Annotated in this window: 24 protein-coding genes; 17 read left to right on the plus strand and 7 right to left on the minus strand. The window is 66.6% G+C overall.

Features of this window, described 5'->3' with window-relative positions:
• Nucleotides 1-80: 80 nt before the first annotated feature.
• Nucleotides 81-2,162 (plus strand): M13 family metallopeptidase, encoded by a 2,082-nt coding sequence (locus EAO27_RS07275; RefSeq protein ID WP_242778897.1) that lies wholly within the window; start codon nucleotides 81-83, stop codon nucleotides 2,160-2,162.
• A gap of 15 nt (nucleotides 2,163-2,177) precedes the next feature.
• On the opposite strand, the gene EAO27_RS07280 is transcribed toward EAO27_RS07275, so the two are convergent.
• From EAO27_RS07280 to EAO27_RS07295, 4 genes are all read right to left on the minus strand, one after another.
• Nucleotides 2,178-2,465 carry a hypothetical protein gene (locus EAO27_RS07280; RefSeq protein WP_242778900.1) on the minus strand — a complete coding sequence of 96 codons (288 nt, stop codon included), beginning with the start codon at nucleotides 2,463-2,465 and terminating at the stop codon, nucleotides 2,178-2,180.
• Complete coding sequence (locus tag EAO27_RS07285) at nucleotides 2,462-2,812, minus strand: hypothetical protein (protein ID WP_242778903.1); 351 nt, start codon at nucleotides 2,810-2,812, stop codon at nucleotides 2,462-2,464. The genes EAO27_RS07280 and EAO27_RS07285 overlap by 4 nt, the downstream gene beginning before the upstream one ends.
• Nucleotides 2,813-2,947: 135 nt before the next feature.
• On the minus strand, nucleotides 2,948-3,802 hold the full coding sequence (locus tag EAO27_RS07290; RefSeq protein ID WP_242778906.1) for a hypothetical protein: 855 nt from the start codon (nucleotides 3,800-3,802) through the stop codon (nucleotides 2,948-2,950).
• Nucleotides 3,803-3,830: 28 nt separating this feature from the next.
• The gene (locus tag EAO27_RS07295) at nucleotides 3,831-5,000 is read right to left on the minus strand and encodes an isovaleryl-CoA dehydrogenase (RefSeq protein ID WP_242778909.1); all 1,170 of its coding nucleotides are present in this window, start codon (nucleotides 4,998-5,000) and stop codon (nucleotides 3,831-3,833) included.
• 234 nt (nucleotides 5,001-5,234) lie between these two features.
• Between EAO27_RS07295 and cysD the strand changes: the two genes are divergently transcribed.
• The 3 genes from cysD to EAO27_RS07310 are packed head-to-tail and all read left to right on the plus strand — an operon-like array spanning nucleotide 5,235 to nucleotide 8,811.
• Nucleotides 5,235-6,161, plus strand: a complete 927-nt coding sequence (cysD, locus tag EAO27_RS07300; RefSeq protein ID WP_278190136.1) for a sulfate adenylyltransferase subunit CysD — start codon at nucleotides 5,235-5,237, stop codon at nucleotides 6,159-6,161.
• Nucleotides 6,161-8,062, plus strand: a complete 1,902-nt coding sequence (gene cysN, locus EAO27_RS07305; protein WP_242778913.1) for a sulfate adenylyltransferase subunit CysN — start codon at nucleotides 6,161-6,163, stop codon at nucleotides 8,060-8,062. The genes cysD and cysN overlap by 1 nt, the downstream gene beginning before the upstream one ends.
• Nucleotides 8,063-8,064: 2 nt before the next feature.
• Nucleotides 8,065-8,811, plus strand: coding sequence for a 3'(2'),5'-bisphosphate nucleotidase CysQ (locus EAO27_RS07310; protein ID WP_278190157.1), 747 nt, complete (start codon nucleotides 8,065-8,067; stop codon nucleotides 8,809-8,811).
• 464 nt (nucleotides 8,812-9,275) lie between these two features.
• On the opposite strand, the gene EAO27_RS07315 is transcribed toward EAO27_RS07310, so the two are convergent.
• Entirely contained in the window at nucleotides 9,276-9,656 is a 381-nt protein-coding gene (locus EAO27_RS07315; protein ID WP_242778919.1) for a hypothetical protein, read from the minus strand.
• An 88-nt stretch (nucleotides 9,657-9,744) separates the two neighbouring features.
• The gene (locus EAO27_RS07320) at nucleotides 9,745-10,161 is read right to left on the minus strand and encodes a DUF2147 domain-containing protein (RefSeq protein WP_242778922.1); all 417 of its coding nucleotides are present in this window, start codon (nucleotides 10,159-10,161) and stop codon (nucleotides 9,745-9,747) included.
• A 122-nt stretch (nucleotides 10,162-10,283) separates the two neighbouring features.
• On the opposite strand from EAO27_RS07320, the gene EAO27_RS07325 reads away from it, so the two are divergent.
• The 8 genes from EAO27_RS07325 to EAO27_RS07360 are packed head-to-tail and all read left to right on the plus strand — an operon-like array spanning nucleotide 10,284 to nucleotide 17,906.
• A complete protein-coding gene (locus tag EAO27_RS07325) occupies nucleotides 10,284-11,492 on the plus strand; it encodes a parallel beta-helix domain-containing protein (protein WP_242778926.1) in 1,209 nt (402 codons plus the stop codon).
• Nucleotides 11,489-12,517, plus strand: a complete 1,029-nt coding sequence (locus EAO27_RS07330) for an SO2930 family diheme c-type cytochrome (RefSeq protein WP_242778929.1) — start codon at nucleotides 11,489-11,491, stop codon at nucleotides 12,515-12,517. Before EAO27_RS07325 ends, EAO27_RS07330 begins: the two co-directional genes overlap by 4 nt.
• An 8-nt stretch (nucleotides 12,518-12,525) precedes the next feature.
• The gene (gene maiA, locus EAO27_RS07335; RefSeq protein WP_242778932.1) at nucleotides 12,526-13,170 is read left to right on the plus strand and encodes a maleylacetoacetate isomerase; all 645 of its coding nucleotides are present in this window, start codon (nucleotides 12,526-12,528) and stop codon (nucleotides 13,168-13,170) included.
• On the plus strand, nucleotides 13,170-15,260 hold the full coding sequence (locus EAO27_RS07340; RefSeq protein WP_242780487.1) for a TonB-dependent receptor: 2,091 nt from the start codon (nucleotides 13,170-13,172) through the stop codon (nucleotides 15,258-15,260). Before maiA ends, EAO27_RS07340 begins: the two co-directional genes overlap by 1 nt.
• Nucleotides 15,261-15,312: 52 nt before the next feature.
• A complete protein-coding gene (locus EAO27_RS07345; protein ID WP_242778935.1) occupies nucleotides 15,313-15,759 on the plus strand; it encodes a MarR family transcriptional regulator in 447 nt (148 codons plus the stop codon).
• Nucleotides 15,752-16,033 carry an HPr-rel-A system PqqD family peptide chaperone gene (locus EAO27_RS07350; RefSeq protein ID WP_242778938.1) on the plus strand — a complete coding sequence of 94 codons (282 nt, stop codon included), beginning with the start codon at nucleotides 15,752-15,754 and terminating at the stop codon, nucleotides 16,031-16,033. The genes EAO27_RS07345 and EAO27_RS07350 overlap by 8 nt, the downstream gene beginning before the upstream one ends.
• Entirely contained in the window at nucleotides 16,030-16,896 is an 867-nt protein-coding gene (locus EAO27_RS07355; protein WP_242778943.1) for an HprK-related kinase A, read from the plus strand. The genes EAO27_RS07350 and EAO27_RS07355 overlap by 4 nt, the downstream gene beginning before the upstream one ends.
• Nucleotides 16,893-17,906: a nucleotidyltransferase family protein gene (locus EAO27_RS07360; RefSeq protein WP_242778946.1), complete on the plus strand. Its 1,014-nt coding sequence runs from the start codon at nucleotides 16,893-16,895 to the stop codon at nucleotides 17,904-17,906. The genes EAO27_RS07355 and EAO27_RS07360 overlap by 4 nt, the downstream gene beginning before the upstream one ends.
• Before the next feature lie 40 nt (nucleotides 17,907-17,946).
• Here EAO27_RS07360 and EAO27_RS07365 read toward each other — a convergent pair whose 3' ends face one another.
• Entirely contained in the window at nucleotides 17,947-18,612 is a 666-nt protein-coding gene (locus tag EAO27_RS07365; protein ID WP_242778949.1) for an HAD-IA family hydrolase, read from the minus strand.
• Nucleotides 18,613-18,773: 161 nt separating this feature from the next.
• Here EAO27_RS07365 and glmU point away from each other — a divergent pair, with 161 nt between their 5' ends.
• Genes glmU through EAO27_RS07390 form a run of 5 tightly spaced genes read left to right on the plus strand, consistent with a single transcriptional unit; the run spans nucleotide 18,774 to nucleotide 21,593 of the window.
• Complete coding sequence (glmU, locus tag EAO27_RS07370) at nucleotides 18,774-20,120, plus strand: bifunctional UDP-N-acetylglucosamine diphosphorylase/glucosamine-1-phosphate N-acetyltransferase GlmU (protein WP_242778952.1); 1,347 nt, start codon at nucleotides 18,774-18,776, stop codon at nucleotides 20,118-20,120.
• Nucleotides 20,121-20,122: 2 nt separating this feature from the next.
• Nucleotides 20,123-20,662: a GNAT family N-acetyltransferase gene (locus EAO27_RS07375; protein ID WP_242778955.1), complete on the plus strand. Its 540-nt coding sequence runs from the start codon at nucleotides 20,123-20,125 to the stop codon at nucleotides 20,660-20,662.
• Nucleotides 20,659-20,973: a hypothetical protein gene (locus EAO27_RS07380; protein WP_242778958.1), complete on the plus strand. Its 315-nt coding sequence runs from the start codon at nucleotides 20,659-20,661 to the stop codon at nucleotides 20,971-20,973. Before EAO27_RS07375 ends, EAO27_RS07380 begins: the two co-directional genes overlap by 4 nt.
• A gap of 30 nt (nucleotides 20,974-21,003) precedes the next feature.
• Entirely contained in the window at nucleotides 21,004-21,228 is a 225-nt protein-coding gene (locus EAO27_RS07385; protein ID WP_242778961.1) for a ribbon-helix-helix domain-containing protein, read from the plus strand.
• Nucleotides 21,225-21,593 carry a PIN domain-containing protein gene (locus EAO27_RS07390; protein WP_242778964.1) on the plus strand — a complete coding sequence of 123 codons (369 nt, stop codon included), beginning with the start codon at nucleotides 21,225-21,227 and terminating at the stop codon, nucleotides 21,591-21,593. Before EAO27_RS07385 ends, EAO27_RS07390 begins: the two co-directional genes overlap by 4 nt.

The following is a 21,593-nucleotide window of genomic DNA, read 5'->3' on the forward strand; positions in this document are numbered from 1 at the left end:
CCGAAAATGGTTGGCGTTGAAACCATCGGCACACAGGCCTATCGCTTCGGCATATTTTCTGAGCAAGTTAGGTTCGATCGATGAAACATCCCGTCCTCGCCATCCTCCTGTCGACCGCCGCGATCCTCGGCGGTCCGGTCGCCTGCACCAGCGCCGACAAGGAGGCGAGCTACACCGTCGGCACCGAAATCGGGATCAGCAAGGCGGCGATGGATGCGACCGCCAAGCCGGGCGACGATTTCTATGCCTATGCCAACGGCAATTGGGACAAGGCGACGCCGATTCCGGCCGATCGCTCGTCGATCGGCGCCTTTTACGTCGCGCAGCTCGAGACCGAAAAGCGCAACCGGGAACTGATCGATGCGATCGTCAAGGGCGATGCTGCGGCCGATACCAACGAAGGCCGTATCGCTGCCTTCTACAAGGCTTTCATGGACGTGAAGGCGATCGATACCGCGGGCATGAAGCCCGTGGCGGCCGATCTCGCGCGCTTCGCGGCGATCGGCGACAAGGCGGCGCTGTCGAAGGTGCTCGGCGAGCAGCTTCGCGCCGACGTCGATCCGCTGAATGCAACCGACTATAACACCGAAAATCTCTTCGGTGTCTTCGTAACGCAGGGGCTCGCGACCCCCGGCGAGGTAATCCCCTATATGCTGCAGGGCGGACTCGGTCTGCCCGAGCGCGAATATTATCTTTCGGCCGATCCCAAGATGGCGGACCTGCGCACCGCCTATCAGGCCTATATCGCCAAGCTGCTGACCGCGGCCGGACAGCCCGACGCCGCGACCAGGGCGAAGCGCATCTATGACCTCGAGGTCAAGATCGCCCGCGCGCATGCGACGCGCGAACAGAGCGAGGACTTCACCAAATCGGCCGATGTCTGGACGCAGGCCGATTTCGCGAAAAAGGCGCCGGGGATCGACTGGCCGGCTTTCTTCGGCGCGGCGAAGCTCGACGGCGCACCCAAGTTCGGCGCCTATCATGCCCGTGCGATTGCCGGCCTGTCGGCGCTGGTCGCGTCGGAACCGCTCGATGCGTGGAAAGACTGGCTCGCCTTTCACCAGATCAACACCCACACCGAGGTGCTCCCGGGGGCGCTCGACAGCGCGCATTTCGCTTTTTACGGCACCACCCTGTCGGGTACGCCGCAGCAGCGCAGCCGCGAGAAGCGCGCGCTTGACGCGATCGATCTCTATCTCGGCGACGCGGTGGGGAAGGCTTATGCTGACAAATATTTCCCTGCCTCGGCAAAGGCCGAAGTCGGCGACATGGTGACGAACATCAAGGCCGCCTTCGCCAAGCGGGTCGAGGGTATCGACTGGATGGCGCCGGAGACCAAGAAGGAAGCGATCCGCAAGGTCGAGACGATCGCCGTCGGCGTCGGCTATCCTGACACCTGGCGCGACTATGGCGCCTATACGCTCAGCGCGACCGATCCCTATGCCAATGTCGTCGCGGGCGAAAAGGCCGAGACCGCGCACCAACTCGCCAAGATTGGCAAGCCGATGGACAAGGGCGAATGGTGGATGGTGCCGCAGACGGTGAATGCGGTGAACCTGCCGGTGCAGAATGCGCTCAACTTTCCCGCCGCGATCCTCCAGCCGCCCTTCTTCGACGCCAAGGCCGATCCTGCCTATAATTACGGCGCGATCGGCGCGGTGATCGGGCACGAGATCAGCCACAGCTTCGACAATAATGGCGCCGCGTTCGATTCGACCGGCGCCCTGCGCAACTGGTGGACGCCCGCCGATCTCAAGAAGTTCGAGGAAGCCGGCGCGGCGCTGGCGGCCCAGTACGATAGGTACAAGCCGTTCCCCGACCTCGCGCTCAATGGCAAGCTGACGCTGGGCGAGAATATCGCCGACGTCGCGGGGCTGCAGGCGGCCTATGACGCCTATCGCGCGTCGCTGGGCGGCAAGGAAGCGCCGGTGATCGACGGCTTCACGGGCGACCAGCGTTTCTTCATCGCCTATGCGCAGACCTGGGCGACCAAGATGCGCGCCGAGGCGCTGCGCCAGCGTGTCGCGACCGACGGCCACGCGCCGGGCATGTACCGCGCGCTGACCGTCCGCAATCTCGACGCCTGGTACAAGGCGTTCGACGTCAAGGAAGGCGACAAGCTCTACCTCGCGCCCGACAAACGCGTTCGTGTGTGGGGTTAAGGAAGGGCGGGGCGGTCAGGCCGCCCCGTTTTCCTTTGCCGGGCCCGCCGGTTTTTCTTTCAGGATCAGATAGCGATAGACGCCGATCGCGTTGATGATCAGCAGCGCGATATTCTGCCACCCGATGCCCTCGCTGTCGGGCTGGAGGAAACCCCAGGCGATCAGTGCGAGGCTGCTGGTGACGAAGACGACGAAGGCCCACCCGGTCCAGCGCCGCCCGAGATTCAGCGACACGATCAGCGCCGCGAGCGTGGCGGCGCCGGCGCCATAATATTGCAATGTGGTGAGCAGCGCGTCGCTCAAGCCCATCCTCCGATCAGGGCCAGCACGCCGGATCCGGCAAGGAAGGGCCAGATGATGTGCCGGCCCTTGGTACACGCCGCATTGACCAGTCCGGTTCCCAGCCAGCCGATCCCGATGACGACGATCAGGCCGCGCGGGGTATCGGGCCAGGCCACGGTGATGGCGGACAGCAGCATCAGCACCGCCATCGCATGCCAGGCGAAACGGAACACCCGGCGCGGCAGGTCGGTGCCGAGGATGCCGCGCTTGATGCGGAGAAGCGGCTGGATCAGCCGTTTCTCACCTAGGAACGAATGGGTGAGGGCGGATGCCGTCATCGCGGCGGCGGCGAGCCACAACCAGTTCATGTCCGGCCCGGCCCGGCGTCTTTAGCCCCCATAATCCCCCCTACGGTTCGCGCGTCAGCCCGCGCTTATCAGATCACGTCCCCTCGACATGCCGCAATCTCGTTCCTCCTCGCGCCGATATCGAGCAATGTCGCGTCAGATTTGGCCCACGGCGACGTTATCGGCGGCGCTGCGCAAATCGTCGGGCACGAGCGTTCCTTCCAGCCAGCGGCCCTTCATCCACGCCCGCGCGGCTGCGCGGGTGCGCGCGGCATAGTCGGGGGTGTCGAGTCCCACCAGTGGCAGGTCGAATTGAGCGGCCGTCGCGGCAAGCCCGGCGTCGTCCAGCGGTCGGTTCAGCCGCACCGCATGGCGCGCCAGTTCCAGTTCCTGGCCCCAGAAATAGATCATGTCGGCGCCGACATTCGCCTGCATGTCGTGCACTTCCTCGGCCCGCTCCCAGCTGACCATATCGATCCATATGTCGGGCATCAGCAAATCGACATGGCTGTCCGGTTTCCATTCCAGCGCATCGGCATGGACGATCCGCACTTTTGAGCCCACCCCGTCGGGTAGCCGATCGAACAATTTGAGATTTGCGTGCAGGTCCAGCACTTGGGCGTCCATTTCGACGACGGTAACCTGCTCGACCTCGGGCTTGAGCGCGCTCATCGCCGTAGTCCAGCCCATGCCGAGACCATATATTACGACATGTCCGCGCGCGAAATCGACGCCGATCCGCTGGCTCTCGATTTCCATCGGCGCGGTCGACATCCATGTTTTTTGACCACGCATCAGCACGATAATGGCTTGAGCGATCTGCAATTGGCCCCAATATCCCATGCAGATGATCGTCGGCAGGCTTCGCAGCGACCAGGCCCCCGACGCCATTGGCTGGTAATATTCGCGGAGCGGATCCGGAGGCGTCAGGGGAAGGCGGTCAAGATCGATCCCGGCCAGCTCATGTTGCGCGATGCCCGGGGCCGGGAAAGGGAAAATCTGATCTGCCATCGCTGAATTTCCTGCAACAAGCCGCAGTTCAACCCGCCGCGCCTATCAGTTCGCGGCCGATCAGCATGCGCCGGATTTCGTTCGTTCCGGCGCCGATGTCGAGCAGCTTCGCATCGCGCCAGTAGCGTTCGACCGGCCAGTCCTTGGTATAGCCCGCGCCGCCCAGGGCCTGGATCGCCTCGCCTGCGACCTTCACTGCGCTTTCGCTGGCGAGGAGGATGCAGCCCGCGGCGTCGAAGCGCGTCGTCTGGCCGGCGTCGCAGGCCTTGGCGACGTTGTAGACATAGGATCGCGCCGACTGGAGCGCGACATACATGTCGGCGACCTTGGCTTGCATCAGCTGGAAGCCGCCGATCGCCTTGCCGAACTGCTTGCGGTCGCGCACGTAAGGAATGACGGTGTCGAGGCAGGCCTGCATGATCCCGAGCTGGAGCCCCGCAAGCACGACGCGTTCATAGTCGAGCCCCGACATCAGCACGCCGACGCCGCCGTTCTCGGGCCCCATGACCTGGCTTTCGGGAACCTCGCAGTCGGTGAAGACGAGTTCGGCGGTCGGCGAGCCGCGCATGCCGACCTTGTCGATCTTCTGCCCGATCGCAAAACCCGGCATGTCCTTTTCGATCAGGAAGGCGGTGATGCCGCGCGAACCCGCGTCGGGCGACGTTTTGGCATAGACGACCAGCGTATCGGCGCAGGTCGCGTTGGTGATCCAGAATTTGGTGCCGTTGAGGACATAGCCGCCCTGAACCTTCTCGGCCTTGAGCTTCATCGACACGACGTCGCTGCCCGCGCCGGCCTCGGACATGGCGAGGCTGCCGACATGTTCGCCCGAGATGAGCCTGGGAAGATATTTGGCCTTCTGCTCGGCATTGCCCCAGCGGCGGATCTGGTTGACGCACAGGTTCGAATGTGCGCCATAGCTGAGCCCGATCGCGCCCGATGCCCGCGACACCTCCTCGACCGCGATGACATGCTCGAGATAGCCGAGCCCGAGCCCGCCCCATTCCTCTTCGACCGTGATGCCGTGCAGCCCGAGTTCGCCCATCGCCGTCCACAGCTCGTCGCGCGGAAACCAGTCCTCGGCATCGGCTCTGGCGGCCAGCGGGGCGATCTTCTCGTCGGCGAAGCGGGCGGTGGTCTCGCGGATCATCTCGGCATTGTCGCCGAGTGCGAAATCGAAATCGGGGGTGGCGCGCATGGGGTCCTCTTTACTCGTTGATTTGCGACTAGCAGGAAGGTGCCGCAAGTTGAAGGGGATGCACAAGCCAGACTATTTTGCAGCAAAGCCCATACTGCTTGCCTGTCGGCAGGCCGAGTGGCTAGGGCCGGTCGGCGCGGATGGTCTTCCGCCTGACTCCCATTTGGGAATGTTTTACGCAGGATGGGCGTCTATGCCGCCTTTTCCTGCCATGGAATTAAAAGGAATCGGAGCTTGTCGTCTCCCACGCCGCAGAATTCGCCCGACCTGACGCATCTCGACCGGCTGGAGGCCGAGAGCATCCACATCATGCGCGAAGTGATGGCCGATGCCGCCAAGCCCGTGATGCTGTACAGCGTCGGCAAGGATAGCGCGGTGATGCTGCATCTGGCGCGCAAGGCCTTTTACCCGTCGCCTCCGCCATTCCCGCTGCTCCACGTCGACACGACGTGGAAGTTCCGCGACATGTATGCGCTGCGCGACCGCATGGCGGCCGAGAGCGGGATGGAGCTGATCGTCTATCAGAATCCCGAGGCCAAGGAACGCGGGATCAACCCGTTCGACCACGGTCCGCTGCACACCGACATGTGGAAGACCGAGGGGCTGAAGCAGGCGCTCGACCTCCACGGCTTCGACGTCGCGTTCGGCGGCGCGCGGCGCGACGAGGAAAAGAGCCGCGCCAAGGAGCGCATCTTCTCCTTCCGCACCGCGAGCCATGGCTGGGACCCGAAGAAGCAGCGTCCCGAGCTGTGGAATCTCTACAATGCCAGGAAAGCGAAGGGCGAGAGCATCCGCGTCTTTCCGATCTCGAACTGGACCGAGCTCGACATCTGGCAATATATCGCGCGCGAGAATATCCCGATCGTTCCGCTCTATTTCTCGGCGCCGCGTCCGACGGTGGTGCGCGACGGCCTGCTCCTGATGGTCGACGACGAGCGGTTCCCGCTCGCGCCCGGCGAGGTGCCGGTCGAGCGCTCGATCCGCTTCCGCACCCTCGGCTGCTATCCGCTCACCGGGGCGGTCGAGAGCGAGGCGGCCACCTTGTCCGAGGTGATCCAGGAAATGCTGCTGACGACGACCAGCGAGCGGCAGGGCCGCGCGATCGACAAGGATGGCGGCGACGCGTCGATGGAAAAGAAGAAGCAGGAGGGGTATTTCTGATGACCGACCCCGTTTACGTCACCGACGTGCTCATCGCCGAGGATATCGACGCCTATCTGGCGCAGCATCAGCAGAAATCGCTCTTGCGCTTCATCACCTGCGGATCGGTCGACGACGGCAAGTCGACGCTGATCGGGCGGCTGCTCTACGACAGCAAGATGATCTTCGAGGACCAGCTCGCCGCGCTCGAGGCCGACAGCAAGCGGGTCGGCACGCAGGGGCAGGAGATCGACTTCGCGCTGCTCGTCGACGGCCTTGCCGCCGAGCGCGAGCAGGGGATCACGATCGACGTCGCCTACCGTTTCTTCACCACCGAAAAGCGCAAGTTCATCGTCGCCGACACACCGGGGCACGAACAATATACGCGCAACATGGTCACAGGCGCCTCGACCGCCGACCTCGCGGTGATCCTTGTCGATGCGCGCAAGGGCGTGCTGACGCAGACGCGGCGGCACAGCTATCTGGCGCACCTGATCGGCATCAGGCATATCGTGCTGGCGGTGAACAAGATGGACCTTGTCGATTATGACAAGGCGGTGTTCGAGCGCATCCTGCTGAGCTATCGCGCCTTCGCGACCGAGATCGGCATCACCCACTTCACCGCGATCCCGATTTCGGGGTTCAAGGGCGACAATATCACCGCGCTGTCGGCGAACACGCCCTGGTACACGGGGCCGGCGCTGGTCGAGCATCTGGAAGCTGTCGAAGTTGCCGCGGAGCGTGACGGCGAAGCGGCGTTTCGCATGCCGGTTCAATGGGTTAATCGCCCGAACCTTGACTTCAGGGGATTTTCCGGGCTGATCGCGGGCGGATCGGTCAGGCCGGGTGACGCGGTGCGGGTGCTGCCGAGCGGCAAGACCTCGACCGTCAGCCGGATTGTCACGCTCGATCAAGACCTTGACGAAGCGGTTGCCGGGCAGTCGGTGACGATCTGCCTCGCCGACGAGATCGACTGTTCGCGCGGCGATGTGATCGCGGTGGCCGACGCGCCGCCCGAAGTGGCCGACCGCTTCGAATCGACGCTGGTCTGGATGGCCGACGAACCGATGATTCCGGGGCGCGCATATTGGCTGAAGCTGGCGACGCAGACGGTGTCGGCGACGGTGCAGGCGCCCAAATATCAGGTCAATGTCAACACGATGGAGCATCTGGCGGCGAAGACGCTGGAGCTCAACGCGATCGGCGTCGCCGAACTGTCGACCGACAAGCCGGTGGTGTTCGAAGCCTATGACACCAACCGCACGCTGGGCGGATTTATCCTGATCGACAAGCTGACCAACGCGACGGTCGCGGCGGGCATGCTGCATTTCAGCCTGCGCCGCGCGCAGAACGTCCACTGGCAGGCGCTCGACATCAGCCGCGAGGCGCACGCGAACCTCAAGAACCAGAAGCCTGCGGTGCTGTGGTTCACCGGCCTGTCGGGGTCGGGCAAGTCGACGATCGCCAATCTGGTCGAAAAGAAGCTGCACCGGATGAACCGGCACACCTTCCTGCTCGACGGCGACAATGTCCGCCACGGGCTGAACAAGGATCTGGGCTTCACCGAGGCCGACCGGATCGAGAATATCCGCCGCGTCGGCGAGGTCGCGCGGCTGATGACCGACGCGGGGCTGATCGTGATCACCGCGTTCATCAGCCCGTTCAAGGCCGAACGCGAAATGGTGCGCGCGATGCTGCCCGCGGGCGAGTTCGTCGAGATCTTCGTCGATACCCCGCTTGCCGAGGCCGAGAAGCGCGACGTCAAGGGCCTCTACAAAAAGGCGCGCGCCGGGCAACTCAAGAATTTCACCGGGATCGACAGCCCCTATGAGGCGCCCGAGAATCCGCAGATCCGGATCGACACCACCGCGATGACGCCCGAAGCGGCGGCGGACCTGATCGTGGAACATTTGCTGGGATGAGTATGACCGAGAGCGACGAACAACTGGCCGAGCGACTGGCGACAGAAGCGGGGCGTATCCTGCTCGACCTGCGCACGGCGGGCGAATTTGAGGGCAAGGCGCTGGGCAAGGCGGGCGACGAGCGCGCCAATGCGATGCTGATGCGCGAATTGCGCGCCGCGCGTCCCGGCGACGCGATCCTGTCCGAAGAGGAAAAGGACAGCGCGACGCGCTGCTCGTTCAGCCGCGTGTGGGTCGTCGATCCGCTCGACGGCACGCGCGAATATGGCGAGGGGCGTAGCGACTGGGCGGTGCATGTCGCGCTGGCGATCGACGGCGTCCCGGTCGTCGGCGCGGTCGCGCTGCCGGGGCTGGGGATCACGCTGACCTCGGGCGCGCCGAGGCCGCTCGAAGCCGCGAACCAGCCGCCGAAGATGCTGGTCAGCCGCACGCGCCCCGCCGCGGAGGCGGTGTTCGTCGCGGAGAGGATGGGCGCCGAACTGCTCGGCATGGGATCGGCCGGCGCCAAGGCGATGGCGGTGGTGCGCGGCGAGGCCGACATCTACCTCCACACCGGCGGCCAGTATGAATGGGACAATTGCGCCCCCGCGGCGGTCGCGGCGGCGGCGGGGCTGCACGTCAGCCGCGCCGACGGATCGCCGCTCGTCTACAATTGCGAAAATCCCTATCTGCCCGACCTGCTGATCTGCCGGAAGGAGTTCGCCGACGAGGCGCTGCGGCTGGCCGGCGAATTCGTCCCTGCGGCATAAGGCGACACGGCTTTCATCGTCACCCCGGCCGCGATCCGGGGGTGATGGCCGCGTCGTTGCAGCAATGGCCCCCGGATCGGGTCCGGGGTGACGAAGGTTAGGAAACGGTCGGTTGCGGGCGTTGGAGATGTGCACCCCGGCGAAAGCCGGGGCCCAGAAGGCCGACGCGAACCCGGCGTGTTTCTGCAATGGACCCCGGCTTTCGCCGGGGTGCACGGAGGGCTGGATTCGGTCATTTCCGGTCATTCGATCTGGATTGGCACGAATGACCGCTTTCGACCGGTTGCGGCCGCTCGCTCCTCCCTGTGGCGAAGCCATGGGGAGGTGGCAGCGCGCAGCGCTGACGGAGGGGCGAAGGACGCGATCTCGCGGCCCCTCCACCACCGCCTGCGGCGGCGGTCCCCCTCCCCATGGCTTCGCCACAGGGAGGATTTAGATATCCGCTCACGACCGATAGCAGAAGTTCAGCCAGCGAGAATCTTGCGCCGTTCAAACAAGGTCAGGGTGAGCACGCATACGCTGGACGTGATACAGGACAAAGCAACGGCATCGAGCAAGCTAGTGCCAACAATCGCCAACCAACTGCCGCAGACAATTATCGGTCCGATGATGCAAAATGGAATGATATGTCGGTCCAGAGCATCTGCTTTAAACCAAACGATTGCGAGGATCGCCGCGATCCAAGGAAGCGATATTATCGCGCCGAGAAAGCTTCCGACGAATGCTCCCGCTCCGAAGCCGCCCGACGTTCCGATCGTGCCGTAAAAGCCGACAACTAACAACCCAACAAAATGCGCAACGCCGATACGCAGAGCCAGAACTTGCCGACGACTGATTTTTGTCATTTACCTATTCTAGCTTTTTCGGTTTGGTGGAACAACGTCCGCCTTCCACCCCAAAGCGGCTCTCGTATCGAAGCCCGCCAGATCCGCGCTACTGGCTCATCCGGGTCCACGTCACCGTCTTGCAGAAGACGCTGACACAGCCTTTCATGGTCATCTTGTTGCCCGCGGCGCGCAGGTTCGCCTTGTAATAGCGGCCGTCCTCGGGGCTGTAGCCTTCGCCCTTCCACGCAGCGCCGTCGGCGGCGAGGTCCCAATAGATTTGCAGGCCCGACACATGGCGTGCGCGCTTGGCCTTGTCGGGGTTGCGTTCGTCGCGCTGGCCGCCGGCTGGCTGGGTGAAGAGCAGCTTGTGGACCTTGCCGCACAGCCGTGCGCCGCACGCATAGATATCGACGATCGCCTTGCCGTCGTCGGTGGCCCAGCGGCCCGTGATCGATTGCGGCGCGGCGGCGGTAGCCGGCACGGTGACGAGCGCGGCCAATGCCGCGACGATAAAACGACGCATGATAGTCTCCCCCGGTTCAGGCGGAGCTGCGACCCCGGCCCTTTAGCTACAGCCATGTCAGCAACATGGCTTGGCATCGGCGCAGTCTTGCAGCATGCTCGCAAAAAACAAGGGAGAGTCTGATGCCAATCCATCGTTTCGCCGCGCCGCTGGCCGCCGCGCTGCTGCTTGCCGTCCCGGCGACCGCCAAGACGATCCGGGTCGAGGCGGGCGGCGTCGACGCCAACGAGAAATTGCAGGAAGCGCTGATCGTGGCCGAACCGGGTGATATCGTCGAGCTGGGTGCGGGGACGTGGGCGCTGGCTGACGGGCTGTCGCTCGACGTCGCCGGGGTCACCATCCGCGGTGCGGGGGTCGAGGACGGCAGCGGCTCGATCCTCGATTTTGCGGGGCAGCAGGGGGCGGGCGAGGGGCTGCTCGTCACTAGCGATGACGTGTTCCTGACCAATTTCGCGGTGCTCAACACCAAGGGCGACGGGATCAAGTCGAAGGGCGCCGACCGCATCGTCTATCACAAGCTGCGCGTCGAATGGACCGCGGGCCCGAAGGAGACCAACGGCGCCTACGGCATCTATCCGGTCGAGAGCAGCGACGTGCTGATCGACAGCGTGTTTGTGCGCGGCGCGTCGGACGCGGGCATCTATGTGGGCCAGTCGAAGAATATCGTCGTGCGCGATTCGATCGCGAAGGAAAATGTCGCGGGCATCGAGATCGAGAACAGCTATGATGCCGACGTCCACGACAATCTGGCGACGAAGAATACCGGCGGCATCCTGGTGTTCGACCTGCCCAGCCTGCCGATGCAGGGCGGGCACAATGTCCGCGTCTTCGACAATATCATCGTCGAGAACGACACGCCGAATTTCGCGCCGAAGGGCAATATCGTCGCGAGCGTGCCGACCGGGACCGGGGTGCTGGTGATGGCGAACCGCAACGTCGAGATTTTCGACAATGTGATGGAGAAGAACGGCACCGCCAATGTGATGATCGTCGGCTATCGCTACGAACACAAGGATCCCAAATACCAGCCGCTGCCGCGAGCGATCGTGGTGCGCGACAATGAGCATGGTCGCGCGGGTTTCGCGCCTGCCTTTCCGGGCGGAGCCGAGATCGCGGCGGCGATGGGGGGATCGATCCCGCCGGTGCTGTGGGACGGCGCGGGCGATGCGATCGTGCTCGACAAGGTCGGGGTGCTGTCGCTGAACCTGCCCGACGTCGCGACGCCGCAGAGCGCCGCGAAACCGTCGCCCGCCGACCTGTCGAAGGGCACCCCGCCCGCGGCGCTGCCCGGCATCACGCTGCCCGCGGCGATGGAGGCGAAGGTCCAGTGAGGCGCGTCTTCGCCGCGCTGGCGGCGGCCTTGCTGTGCGCAAGCGGCGCGAGCGGCGTGCCGCTGCCCGGCGTCCATCAGGAAGTGATCGACAGCGACGCGATCCCGCAGAAGCTGTCGGCGTTCGGCCTGTTCCATTTTGGCAACCCCAAGGTGCCGCTCGGCAGCTTTCCCTACACGCTGCGCACGCCGTTGTTCAGCGACTATGCCGACAAGCATCGTTTCGTTTCGATCCCCGCCGGAAAGAAGGCGCGCGTGTTGGCCGACGGGACGATCGATTTCCCGGTCGGTACGGTGCTGGTCAAGAGCTTCGGCTGGAGCGACGTCGCGGACGGGCGCCCGGTCGAGACGCGCCTGCTGATCCGTCGCGCCGCGGGCTGGATCGCGCTGCCCTATATCTGGGATGCCGACGGCAGGGACGCGACGCTCGCGCTCGGCGGGCGGCGTGTTCCCGTGACGTTCAGGAGCCCCGACGGCGAGACGCACAGCATCCGCTATGCCGTGCCCAACAAGAACCAGTGCAAGGAATGCCACAGCCTGAACGGCGAGATCGTGCCGATCGGGCCCAAGGCGCGCAATTTCGTGCTCCCGTCGGACTGGCTGCCCGAACAGCGCAGCTGGTATTTCGAGAATCCCGACGCGCTGAAAACGGCGATGCCGATATGGGACGACGCGAAGTCGGGCAGCGTCGAAACCCGCGCGCGCGCCTATCTGGATGCCAATTGCGCGCATTGCCACAATCCCGCGGGCAGCGCGTCGAACAGCGGACTGTTCCTGCGCTGGACCGACGATCCCGCGGGCGTCAATTACGGCATCGGCAAGCGCCCGACCGCGGCGGGGCGCGGCAGCGGCGGCATGGATTTCGCGGTGGCGCCGGGCGATCCCGAACGCAGCTTCCTGATCTATCGCCTCGAGAGCACCGACCCGGGCATAGCGATGCCCGAGGTCGGGCGCTCGACGGTGCACCGGGAGGGCGCGGCGCTGCTCCGGCAATGGATTGCCGAGATGCCGAAAGCATCGCATTAGATGGCGCCATGACCCAGCCAGTGCCCCAACTCGTCCTCCACGATTATTTCCGCTCCTCGGCCAGCTATCGCGTGCGCATCGCGCTCAACCTCAAGTCACTCGCCTACGAGCGCGTCGAGATCAGCCTGATCGCGGGCGAACAGCGCAGCGATGCCTATCTTGAACAGAATGCGCAGGGGTTCGTCCCGATGCTCGTCGTCGACGGCGAGCCGATCATCCAGAGCCTCGCGATCATCGACTGGCTCGACCGCGCCTATCCCGAACCGCGCCTGATCCCCGACGCGCCGATGCCGCGCGCGGTCGCGCTGGCGCAGGCGCAGGTGATCGCGAGCGATATCCACCCGCTCAACAATCTGCGCATACTCAAATATCTGACCCGCGATCTGGGGCTCAACGAGCAGACCAAGGACCGCTGGATCGCGACATGGATCGCGCAGGGGTTTGACGCTCTTGAAGCCATGGCGGGCGACGGGCGTTATCTGGGCGGCGAGACGCCGGGGATCGCCGACTGCTGCCTCGTCCCGCAGATGTATAATGCGCGGCGCTTCGAGGTGCCGCTCGATGCCTATCCGCGGCTCGTGGAAATCGACGCGGCGTGCATGGAGTTGGATGCCTTCCAGAAGGCGCATCCCGACGCGGTCAAGCCCGCGTGATGCGGTGGCTCGCGGGAGCCGCGCTGCTGGCGATGCCGGCGGCGGCGATGGCGCAGCCGATCGAGGGCGACGACCCCGATTATTGCCTGTGCAATGTCGGCAAGCTGCCGCCCGAGATCATCGTCGTGACCGGGGCCGGGTCGCTGCGCCCGTCGGACGGCGACGCGGTGCAGGGTTCCGCTGTCCTGCGCGACCTTGACCCCGGTCTCGGCGCGCGGATCGAGAACCGGCTGCGCGACGAAGCCGGCATCGTCCAGTTCCGCCGCAGCGACGGGCGCAGCGCGCATCCGACGAGCCAGGGCGTGACGCTGCGCGGGCTCGGAGGCAATGCGTCGAGCCGCGCGCTGGTGACGCTCGACGGGGTGCCGCAGGCCGACCCCTTCGGCGGCTGGGTCGCGTGGAGCGCCTATGACGCGATCGCGCTCGGCGGCGCGGTGATCGCGCGCGGCGGCGGCAGCGGCGCCGACGGCCCCGGAGCGCTCGCGGGAACGATCGGGCTCCATTCCGAAATGACCAGCGGCGTGACGGCGAGCGCGGCCCATGGCAGCCGCGACGCCTGGGACGCCACGCTGAGCGCGGGGACGCGGCTCGGCGGCGGGCAGGTCGCGATCGACGGCCGCTACAGCCGCGGCGACGGTTTCGTTCCGACCGTCGCAGGCCAGCGCGGGTCGGTCGACCGCGCCGCGCCTTACGAGATGGGCGGTCTCGGCGTGCGGATGCGCTTCGATGCGGGCGACAGCAGCCGGGTCGAGGCGAGCCTGCGCGGTTTCACCGACCGCCGCGACCGCGGGGTCGATTTCACCGACAGCCGCGTCGACGGGGTCGATGCCAGCCTGCGTTTCGTCCACGATCCCGCCGCCGCGACCCAATGGCTCGCGCTCGCCTATGTCCAGCTCCGCGACTTCGAGAGCGGTTTTGCGAGCGTTGCGGCGAACCGCAACAGCGTTGCGCCGGCGCTGTTCCAGCGCGTCCCGGCGACCGGGCTCGGCGCGCGCTTCGAAATCCGCCCCGAGATAGACGGTGAAAACCCGCTGCGCGTCGGTGCCGACTGGCGCCGCACGACGGGACGCACCCAGGAGGATTATTTCTTCGCCGGACTGGTTCCGGGCCGCCACCGCATCGCAGGGGGCAGCAGCGACACGGTGGGCGCCTTCGCCGAATGGGCGTCGGGCGATCGCGATCAGGGGCTGTTGTGGACCGCGAGCGGCCGCGTCGACCGCTGGTGGATCGGCGCGGGCTACCGGCGCGAGGTCAATATCGGCGGCAGCACGATCGCCGACGCGCGTTTCGCGGCGCGCGGCGGCTGGGAGGGTAGCGGGCGCGTCGGCGTGCGCTGGAAGTCGGACGACTTCGCGATCCGCGCTGCGGGCTATCGCGGCTGGCGCCTGCCGACGCTCAACGAACTCTATCGCCCGTTCCGCGTCGGCGCCGACGCGACCGCGGCGAACGAGGCGCTCGCGCCCGAACGCCTGTGGGGCGGCGAGGTCGGGGCCGACTGGGAAGGCGGCGGCACCCGATTGTCGGCGACGCTGTTCGTCAACCGCCTGTCGAACGCGATCGCCAACGTCACGCTGGGGCAGGGGCCGGGCAATTTCCCCGGCGTCGGCTTCGTCGCGGCGGGGGCGAGCTACAGCCGGCGGGAGAATCTCGACGCGATCGACGCCAGGGGGATCGAACTCGCCGCCGAGCAGGTGGCGGGACCGGTGACCCTGCGCGCGACCTGGGCCTTTACCGATGCGACGGTCGACGCGTCGGGAAGCGCCGCCGCGCTCGACGGGCGCCGCCCGGCGCAGATCGCGAAGCACGGCGGCAGCCTGTCGCTGCGCAGCAATCGCGCGGGGCCGCTCGGCGGCTTTGCGACGCTGCGCTATGTCGGCAGGCAGAATGAGGATGATCTGGGCCAGCAGGTGCTCGGCGACGCGCTGACGCTCGACGCCGGGATCGCGTGGCGTGTCGCGAGGACGGTCAGCATCGAGGCACGCGGTGAGAATCTGTTCGACGAACTGGTCCCCGCGGCGATTTCGTCGGCGGGCATCGTCGAGCGCGCCACGCCGCGGACCCTTTGGGCCGGGGTGCGCGTCGCCTTCTGAAAAATCCGCATCGCGCCCTTCACAGGCGGCGAACAGGCGATATGAACAACGCATGGCCGCCAAGACGCTCAACCTCGACAATTTCCTGCCCTATCGCCTGTCGATCGCCTCGAACGCGCTGTCGAGCCGGATCGCCGCCGAATATCAGAACCGGTTCGGGCTCAAGATCCCCGAATGGCGGCTGATGGCGGTGCTGGGCGAGGGCACGCCGCTGACCCAGCGCGATCTGGTCGATGCGACGCGGATGGACAAGGTGACGGTGAACCGCGCCGCAAAGGCGCTCGCCGACCGCAACCTGATCGCGCGACAGGCGCACGAGGCCGACGGGCGCTCGCATCATCTGGAACTTACCGAGACCGGCCGCGAATTGTACAACGCCATCGTGCCCGCCGCGCTGGCGAGCGAGGCGCGGCTCGAATCGAACATCAGCGCCGGGGAGCGCGCGACGCTGCTCGCGATCCTCGCCAAACTGACCGCCGCCGCCGAAGATTATGGCTGATCGTCGTTACCGCGCGGCCGCCGCGGGGGCGCTGCGCATCGAGCCGCTGGGCGCGCTGACCGCGCTTTTCGATCGCCGCTCGATGCAGACGCACCTCGTCGCGGCGCCGATGCCCGAAATTCTCGCTGCACTCGACGCCGGACCGTGCGACGCCGCGGCGCTCGCCGCGCGCCTTGCCGACGTCTTCGACCTCGAAGGCGATGGCGATCCGGCGCCGATCCTCGCTGCGCGGCTGCGCGAGCTCGCGGCAATGGGGCTGGTGGAACCCGCGTGAGGCACAGCACCCGCATCGCCGTCGGTCCCGTCCAGTTTCGCATCGGCAGCGACTGGCCCGGCCCGGTCGCGGCGCTCGACCGGCTCTATGCCGGCTATCCCAAGGATATGCAGCGCCCCGCCGACGCGACGGTGCGGCTGTTCGCGGCGCGTCCCTGGCGCCGCCGGCTGCGCCCGTCGGTGCATATCGGCGGCGATTTCATCATCCCCGACGCGCTGCCGCTGCCGCTGTCGATGGGGCTGCTCGCCGCCGAAATGGGGATGAACTTGCAGGTCGCGCTCGGCTGGCGGCGGCACCTGCTGCTCCACGCCAGCGCGGTGGCGAAGGACGGGCGCGCGATCATCCTGTCGGGCGCGTCGGGATCGGGCAAGTCGACGCTCGCGGCGCTGCTCGGCGAGGGCGAGTGGCGGCTGATGGGCGACGAGTTCACGCTGATCGAACCCGGCGGCGGCGACGCGCTGGCCTTTCCCCGCGCGGTGAGCCTGAAGAACGACGCGATCGCCGAACTCGCAGCACGCGTCGCGCCCGAACGGCTCGGACCGCTGCTCGCTGGAACACCGAAGGGCGACATCCGCCATCTGATCCCGCGGCCGGAAGCGGTCGCGGCGATGCACGAACCGGTGTGCCCGGCGCTGCTGCTCTTTCCGCGCTTCGGCGGCGAGGCCGCAGTCGAGCGGATGGGCGAGGCCGAGGCATTCGTCCGGCTGACCGAGGCGTCGACCAACTATATCGCGCTCGGCGAGACGGGGTTTGCGGCGCTGGTCCGGCTGGTGCGCGAGACCCCCGCCTTCGCCATCTCCTATCCCGATAGTGCGACCGGCATCGCGCTGGCGGAGCAATTATGGGCCGAGGCGGTGCGATGAGCGCGGTGCAGACGGTCGTCGACCTGCTGGCGGGGCGCCGCGATCCGCAGTCGCTCGCCCCGCGCGACTGGGACGGGGTGATCAGCGTCGCGCGCGCCGAAACGCTGCTGGCGACGCTGGCGCATCATCTTGCGCTGGCGGTGCTGCCGCCGGCGGTCGCCGCGCTGTTCGCCGACCAGCGCGCCGCGGCGGCGGTGGGAACCGCGCAGGCGCTGTGGGAGGCCGAAATGGCGCGCCGCTCGCTCGATCCCGCGGGGGTCGAATTCGTGCTGCTCAAGGGCACCGCCTATGCCGCGGCGGGGCTGTCGTGCGCCGCGGGGCGCCAGATCGGCGACCTCGACATATTGGTGCCCTGGCACGACATCGGCCGCGCCGAAAACCTGGCGCTGATCGACGGGTGGGAATGGCTGAAGCAGGACGCCTATGACGACGCCTATTACCGCGACCATATGCACGAGCTGCCGCCGCTGATCCACAAGGAGCGCGACCGGATGATCGACGTGCACCACACGATCCTGCCGCGCACCCACCGCATCACGCCTGACGCGCTGGCGCTGGTCGGCGACGCGGTTCGCACGCCCGGCGGTTTTCGCGTGTTCAACCCCGAGGATATGGTGTGCCATTGCGCCGCGCATCTGATCGCCGATGGCGATCTGCAGGGCGGGCTGCGCAACCTGTGGGACTTCCATTGCCTGACGCGCGATTTTGCCGCCGCCGATCCGGGGTTCTGGGGGCGGCTCGACGGCCGCGCCGATACGCACGGGCTGCGCGCCGCGGTGCACCGCGCCGCGCGGCTGGCGCGCGACCTGTACGGGAGTGTCCTGCCCGAAGGCTGGGACGGGCACGAGGCGAGCGACATCTGGTTCCGCCGCCGCCTGCTGGCGCGCGACGATTGGGGGCATCCGACCCGCTTCCTGCTCCAGCAGGCCTTCTATGTCCGCTCGCACTGGCTGCGCATGCCGCCGCTGATGCTCGCGAAGCATCTGTGGACCAAGTGGCGCAAGCGCTGACCGTCGCGCGGAGCGGGCGGCGGGCGGTCCAGAGTTGCGGCTAGAGCCGTTCGAGCAGCGGCACCAGCTCGTCATAATGGTCGATGACATGGTCGGCGCCGAGTTCGCCGACCGGCTGGTTGGGGAAGCCGAAGCTGACCGCGATGCTGGGCACGTCCGCGTTTTTCGCCGCCATGATGTCGAAGCTGCTGTCGCCGACGAAAGCGGCGGGGCCGCCGCCGCAGCGTTCGATCATCGCATGGATCGGCACCGGCGACGGCTTGGCGTTGCCCGGCCCCATCGTGTCGCCGCCGATGATCGTCGCCATGCGGTCGGCGAGGCCCAGTTCGCCGAGCAGGAGGCGCGCAAGCCGCTCGTTCTTGTTGGTGACCACGGCGGTCCGGACGCCGAGCGCGTCGAGCCGGTCGAGCGCGGCGGTCAGGCCGGGGTAAGGGGTGCTGTGCACCGCGATATGCGCTTCATAATAAGCGATCAGCTCGTCGTAGAGCCGCTGAAATTCGTCGTCCGCGACTCCGCCGCCCGTCGCCAGCGCCCGGTCGAGCATGTGCCGCGCACCGCGTCCGATCATAGAACGGACCTCGGGTGCGCGCACCGGTGCGCGGCCGGCAAGCTCCAGCGCATGGTTGAGCGCGGCGGTGAGGTCGTCGAGGCTGTCGACGAGCGTGCCGTCGAGATCGAAGCCGACGATGGCGAAGGGGAAAGACATGCGGCGAACCTCTCTTTCCGTTCGTGTCGAGCGAAGTCGAGACACACGAAGCCGTGCGCGATCGCTGGGCATCTCGACTTCGCTCGATGCGAACGGGTGTGAAGGGCTCGCATGGCGCGATGTGCTGGAAACCGCAATGATTTGCTGGCATGGCGCTGGCCATGAGTAATCCGATCGCCGCCGTCATCCTCGCCGCGGGCAAGGGCACCCGCATGAAGTCCGATCTGCACAAGGTGCTGCACCCGATCGCGGGGCGCCCGATGCTGATGCACCTGATGGCGAGCGTCGACGAGCTGGAACCCGCGAAGAAGGTCGTGATCGTCGGCGACAAGGCCAATCAGCTCGAAAAGGCGCTGGCGGGCAGCGCCGACCTCGCGGTGCAGGAGCCGCAGCTCGGGACCGGCCACGCCGTGCAGCAGGCCGAGGGGGCGCTGACCGGCTTCGATGGCGACGTGCTGATCCTCTATGGCGACGTGCCCTTCGTTCCCGCTGCGACGATGCGCGCGATGATCGACCGGCTGAACGCCCCCGACGCCCCCGCGGTCGTCGTGCTCGCCTTCGAACCCGACGACGCGCAGCAATATGGCCGCGTCATCACCGACGGCGACTATGTGACCAGGATGGTCGAGCACAAGGATGCGACGCCCGAGGAACGCGCGGTGCGGCTGTGCAATTCGGGGCTGATGGCGGCAAAGTCGGCCGACCTGTTCGCGCTGCTCGCGCGCGTCACCGATGCCAATGCGGCGAAGGAGTTCTACCTCGTCGACATCGTCAACATCGCCAATGCCGACGGGCGGCACTGCGCGGTGGTCGTCACCGATCCCTACGACGTGGCCGGGATCAACAGCCGCGGCGAGCTCGCGGCGATGGAGGGCGAGTGGCAGGCGCGGCGGCGCGTGGCCGCGATGGCCGAGGGTGCCAGCCTGATCGCCCCCGAAACCGTCTGGTTCGCGTGGGATACGGTGCTCGGCCGCGACGTGCTCGTCGAGCCCAATGTCTTTTTCGGCCCCGGCGTGACCGTCGCCGACCATGTCAAGATCCGCGCCAACAGCCATATCGAGGGCGCGGTCATCGGTGCGGGCTGCGAGGTCGGTCCCTTCGCGCGCCTCCGCCCCGGAACGGTGCTCGGCGAGAAAGCCAAGATCGGCAATTTCGTCGAAACCAAGAAGGCGGTGCTCGGCAAGGGCGCCAAGGCGAACCATCTCACCTATCTGGGCGATGCGATCGTCGGCGCGGGCGCCAATATTGGCGCGGGCACGATTACCTGCAATTATGACGGCTATTTCAAATATCAGACGGTGATCGGCGAAAACGCCTTCATCGGATCGAACAGCGCGCTGATCGCCCCCGTCACCATCGGCCGCGACGCGATCGTCGCCGCGGGCAGCGCGGTGTCGCGCGACGTCGGCGACGGCGACCTGCGCATGGTCCGCGCCGAGCAGCTGATCAAGCCGGGCTGGGCCGACCGCTTCCACGACACGATGCGCAAGAAGAAGGCGGGGAAATAGCCTTGACCGCACCGACGCTGACCACCGGGCGGCTGGTATTGCGCCAGATCCGCGCCGACGATGCCGCGGCGCTGTTTCCCGTGCTGTCCGACGCCGAACTGATGACCTGGTGGTCGAGCGGGCCGCACGTGTCGCTCGCCGAGACCGAAGCCTATGTCGCGAGCAACGCCGCCGAAGGGCAGGGTTTTCTGTGCTGGGCGATCACGATGGAAAACGACGCCGCGCTCGGCTGGGTGATCCTGGTCGACGGCAAACCCGCCGTGAAGGAGATCGGCTATATCTTGCACCGCGATCGCTGGGGCAGCGGTATCGCGCGCGAGGCAGTGGCGCGCGTGATCGACTATGGTTTTGCCGAACAGGGCCTGCGCCGCATCTTCGCCGACACCGATCCCGAGAACAGCGGTTCGATTGGCCTGCTCGAACGGCTGGGATTCCGGCGCGAAGGGCATCTGCGCGGCGAGTGGGAAACGCATATCGGCGTTCGCGATTCGCTGATCTTCGGACTGCTGCGCGACGAATGGACGATGGAGAAACCCGCGTGACCGACCGTTATACCGACAAGCCCTTCCTGCGCTTCGTCGACGCCTGGGTGCTTCAGGCGATCGGCCATCTCGACGCGGCCACCGCGACCTATTGCAAGGCGATGGAGCCGCAACTCCACAAGAGCTTCGGCACGACCGGCAGCTGGCCGGCGATCGTCGCGCGCCAGATGAAATTCGGCCCCGACCTGCCCGCGCAGGTCCGCAAGATCTGGGAAGACGGCAAGGCACGCTTCGAGCAGGCGAACGGAAGGCCTGCCGATCCGGTGCAGTTCGCGATGATCTACGTCGACCGGAATTTCGGCAACGCTTGATTTGATATCATGGCATGATATCAACGCTGCGTGCGCTTCCTTGCCGACATCCCCGACTCCGACGTCGAATGGCTTGACGCGCTCGCGGCCGAGCAGGGCGTTTCGCGCGCCGAACTCGTGCGCCGCGCGGTCGCATCCTATCGCGCCGAAGCCTCGGGCGGTGCGATCGACAATGCCTTCGGCATCTGGCGTGACCGCGCCGACATCGGCGATGGCCTCAGATATCAGCGCCGCCTGCGGGGCAAGCGCGAATGATCGACGCGCAGTTCGACAGCGACATCCTCATCGACGCCTTGAACGGCGTCGAGGCGGCGCGCAGCGAAATCCGACGCGCGGGGCGCAAGAGCGTCAGCCGGATCAGCTGGACCGAGGTGATGACCGCCGCCGACCCCGCGTCGGTGAAGGCGGTCGAGGCCTTCCTCGGCTGCTTTGCGGTCGAGGAGGTCGGCGATGCCGTCGCGCGCCGCGCCGCCGCGCTGCGTGCCGAGCGCAAGGGGCTGACGCTCTGCGACGCGCTGGTGCTCGCGACGGCGCAGATTTCGGGGCGCATTCTCGTTACACGCAATATCAAGGTGTTTCCGGCAGCGATGCCGGGTATTCGCGTTCCCTACACGCTCTAA

It is taken from the genome of Sphingopyxis sp. YF1, from assembly GCF_022701295.1.
Classification (GTDB): domain Bacteria; phylum Pseudomonadota; class Alphaproteobacteria; order Sphingomonadales; family Sphingomonadaceae; genus Sphingopyxis.